This window comes from Novosphingobium mangrovisedimenti (genome assembly GCF_025153475.1).
GTDB classification, from domain to species: domain Bacteria; phylum Pseudomonadota; class Alphaproteobacteria; order Sphingomonadales; family Sphingomonadaceae; genus Novosphingobium; species Novosphingobium mangrovi_A.
The window spans coordinates 1-3152 of the sequence record NZ_JANZXA010000038.1 but is presented as its reverse complement, the minus strand read 5'-3'; the positions used below and the strand labels follow the sequence as shown (position 1 = coordinate 3152).

Genomic DNA, 3152 nt, shown 5'->3' with positions numbered 1-3152 from the left:
CGCGACGACGGCCAACTTTGCCGCCGAATAGTTCGCCTGCCCGATGTTGCCGATCAGACCGCTCGTCGAAGTGAAATGAACGAAACTGCCCGCCTTCTGTTCACGAAAATAGGGCGTGGCGGCCTTGGAAACGTTGAAGACGCCAGTGAGATTGACCGCGATAACGCTGGTCCAGTCCTCGTGACTCATCTTGTGCCAGATGCTGTCTCGCAGGATGCCTGCATTGTTTACGACCGCATCGATTCGGCCAAATTTCCGTACCGCATCCTCGATAATGCTCTGCGCCTCCGCCGGATCTGCAACATTACCGAAGTTGGCCGCCGCTTTGCCCCCGGCAGCGATGATGTCGCTGGCGGTGCTCTGGGCGAATGCGGTATCGCCGCCGTTGCCCGCCTGCGCCACACCAGGATCGTTGACGATGATTGCCGCCCCCTGCGCGGCGCAGTACAACGCCAGTTGGCGACCTATTCCGCGTCCGGCGCCAGTGATCGCGACAACTGATCCATCCAGGCACCGATCCATATCCCGTTCCTCAAATGCAATTAACCCGACAGGCAGGACTGGCTCAATGCCAGGCGGTGGCAACAAGCTCACCCAGTTCCTCAGCCACTCCGCCCGGTGTGCCCGTCAAGGTGCAATAGTTGGCGAAGCTTGCCCGGACTGCTGCTTCTGACGACTCAGCACGGGTCAACTGGTCCAGGTCCAACCCGGCAATCATCTGCAACTGGACCAGACGTTCACCATACAACTCGGCCGTCTTCAGCGCCGCATAGGCTGCGGCGTTAGTTTCCGACTCAGGGGTACCTCGGCACCACTGCTTCATCCAGCGCCGCACCGAACGGACCGGTTGCACGAATCGTTCATTCGCAGCTGCAGCAGAGTGCTGCGCAGCCTCGATGTCCGAAACAGCGAGAACCGAGCAACGCGCCCCGGCCAACCAAAGGCAAAGCAACACCGTGTTGACGTCGCACCCATGCTGGTCCTGCAAGGTAAGGCAGGAAGCTGCCACACCCGGCTTGGCATAAATGTGCAACGAATAGCCCCAGAACGCCGCCGCGTGTTGCTCCACCCGAACTGAAGCTCCATCAGACTCCTGCGGCACGTCCGGCCCCTGGTCCGACCGTGCCGAAGTATCCAATCGCGGACATTGGTGGACATGCTGCCCGGACATGCAACGAGGCCAAACCGCCTAGAACGTGCGGGCGCCGAAATGGATTTCCATCATCGGGCGCATGACATCCCACCGTTCGAGTTGCGACCAGTGGCCCGAACGGTCGAGAACGTACAGTTCGGCATGCTTGAGATGCTCGATCAGATAGAGACTGGTGTCGAGCGGCACCACCCGGTCCTGGCGGCCGTGGAAGATCAGCACTTCGTGCGGCATCTTGCCCAGCAGTTCGGGCGGCATGTTGAGCGTCTCGATCCCGTTCTTCATGGAATCGATCATCTTGACCGCAGTCTTCATGATGGCGGGATCGGTGGCAATCTTGAAACGGTTCTCGACGATCTCTTCCATGCCTTCGAACTTGTCGGCATCGTAGGCGAAGCTGTGCATCACCTGGCGATAGCGGGCATAGCGCGGATCGGAATAGAACGAGAGCAGGCGGATCAGTTCCGGGGTGCGCGGGCCGGGGGCTCCGATCGAACCCATCAGCACCACCTTGTCGATCGTGTCGGGTTCCTCGCTCATCATCTGCAGGGTCAGCGCGCCGCCCATCGAATTGCCGACAACGTGGGCCTTCTTCACACCGAGCGCCTCAAGCAGGCCGAAGCACTGGTCGACCCGGGTGCCGATCCAGCCCATCACGCTATCCGGCCACGGATCGGGGATCACCGACTGACCGAAGCCGATCAGGTCGGGCGCGATCACGAAGAAGTTTTCGGCCAGGTCCGGCATCAGGTGATACCAGTTCGATGCTGCATGTGCGCCCGGACCCGCGCCGTGAAGCAACAGAATTGCCGGCTTGGACGGATCGCCCGCCAAGAGGGTGTGCGAGGTCAAGCCCCGGCCCGTGATCTTTTCTTCCCTGATAACCCCGTCAGCAGCCATGACATTCTCCCAATTGGTCTTGCAAAACCCCCGAACCGATTTCGATCGGAGCGCTCGATCATTTTGCCTATTGTCTAAGATAGTGTTTGACATTGTGCAACGAGTTTTACCAAAGGATACGCGTTGGGAGCTGGAAATATGACGGCCGAGGCATTCGCCGATGATTTGATCACCGATCTGGCGCGGGAACTCGATCGCGCAGAGCAAACCCGCGAACGGACCCGGCCTTTCTCCGCCCGCTTCCCCGGCATGCGGATCGAGGATGCCTACCGAATCAACCAGGCTTGGGTCGATCTCAAGCTGGCGCGGGGGCGGACTGTGTTTGGCCACAAGATCGGGCTGACCTCTCGCGCCATGCAGCAAGCGGCCGGTATCACCGAACCTGATTACGGGACTCTGCTCGACGACATGGTGTTCGAACAGGGCGGTGATGTGCCCTGTACGCGGTTCATCACGCCCAAGGTCGAAGTCGAACTGGCCTTCATCCTAGGGCGCCGCCTGGAGGGGCCGCAGACGACGATCTTCGATGTCCTCGGCGCGACCGACTATGTGGTTCCGGCAATCGAGATCATCGATAGCCGGGTGCATCCGAAGGATCCGGAAACCGGTGCCGCGCGCAAGGTCCAGGACACTATCAGCGATAATGCCGCCAATGCCGGCATCATAATTGGAGGCCTCCCAGTGCGCCCCGACGGTCTCGATATGCGTCGCACCGGCGCCATGCTCAGCCGCAATGGGGTGATCGAGGAAACCGGCCTTGCCGCCGGTGTACTCAACCATCCCGCCAATGGCGTGGCTTGGCTGGCGCGACGGCTCGCGCCCTGGGGCCAGGCGCTCGAAGCCGGCGAAGTAGTGCTGGGCGGTTCGTTCACGCGCCCCGTCGAAGGCGCGCCGGGCGATGTCTTCAACGCCGATTTCGGCGCCCTGGGGTCAATCGGCTTCCGGTTCGTCTAAGGGGAGAGCCAGAAATGCAGACACCGGTCAACCGCTTCAAGGCGGCCTTGCGCGAAGGTCCGGTCCAGCTTGGCTTCTGGTTGGCCCTGGCCCATCCAGACATTGCCGAAATCTGCGCGGGCCATGGCTATGACTGGCTGCTGATCGA

The 3152-nt window shown here is 61.1% G+C and carries 4 protein-coding genes and 1 pseudogene; 2 read left to right on the top strand and 3 right to left on the bottom strand.

Annotation, left to right across the window (positions count from 1 at the left end; genetic code table 11):
- The 3 genes from NZK81_RS21275 to NZK81_RS21265 form a co-directional block, all read right to left on the bottom strand.
- The coding region (locus NZK81_RS21275; RefSeq protein ID WP_260047969.1) for an SDR family NAD(P)-dependent oxidoreductase at positions 1 to 522 on the bottom strand (522 nt) is incomplete at its 3' end.
- 43 nt (positions 523 to 565) lie between these two features.
- Entirely contained in the window at positions 566 to 1102 is a 537-nt protein-coding gene (locus NZK81_RS21270) for a TIGR02444 family protein (protein WP_260047967.1), read from the bottom strand.
- A gap of 87 nt (positions 1103 to 1189) precedes the next feature.
- Positions 1190 to 2050, bottom strand: coding sequence for an alpha/beta fold hydrolase (locus NZK81_RS21265; protein WP_260047966.1), 861 nt, complete (start codon positions 2048 to 2050; stop codon positions 1190 to 1192).
- 138 nt (positions 2051 to 2188) lie between these two features.
- Between NZK81_RS21265 and hpaH the strand changes: the two genes are divergently transcribed.
- Together hpaH and NZK81_RS21765 are read left to right on the top strand one after the other, a co-directional pair.
- On the top strand, positions 2189 to 3004 hold the full coding sequence (gene hpaH / locus NZK81_RS21260; protein ID WP_260047965.1) for a 2-oxo-hept-4-ene-1,7-dioate hydratase: 816 nt from the start codon (positions 2189 to 2191) through the stop codon (positions 3002 to 3004).
- 14 nt (positions 3005 to 3018) lie between these two features.
- Positions 3019 to 3152, top strand: a pseudogene (locus tag NZK81_RS21765) (2-dehydro-3-deoxyglucarate aldolase); the annotation flags it as partial.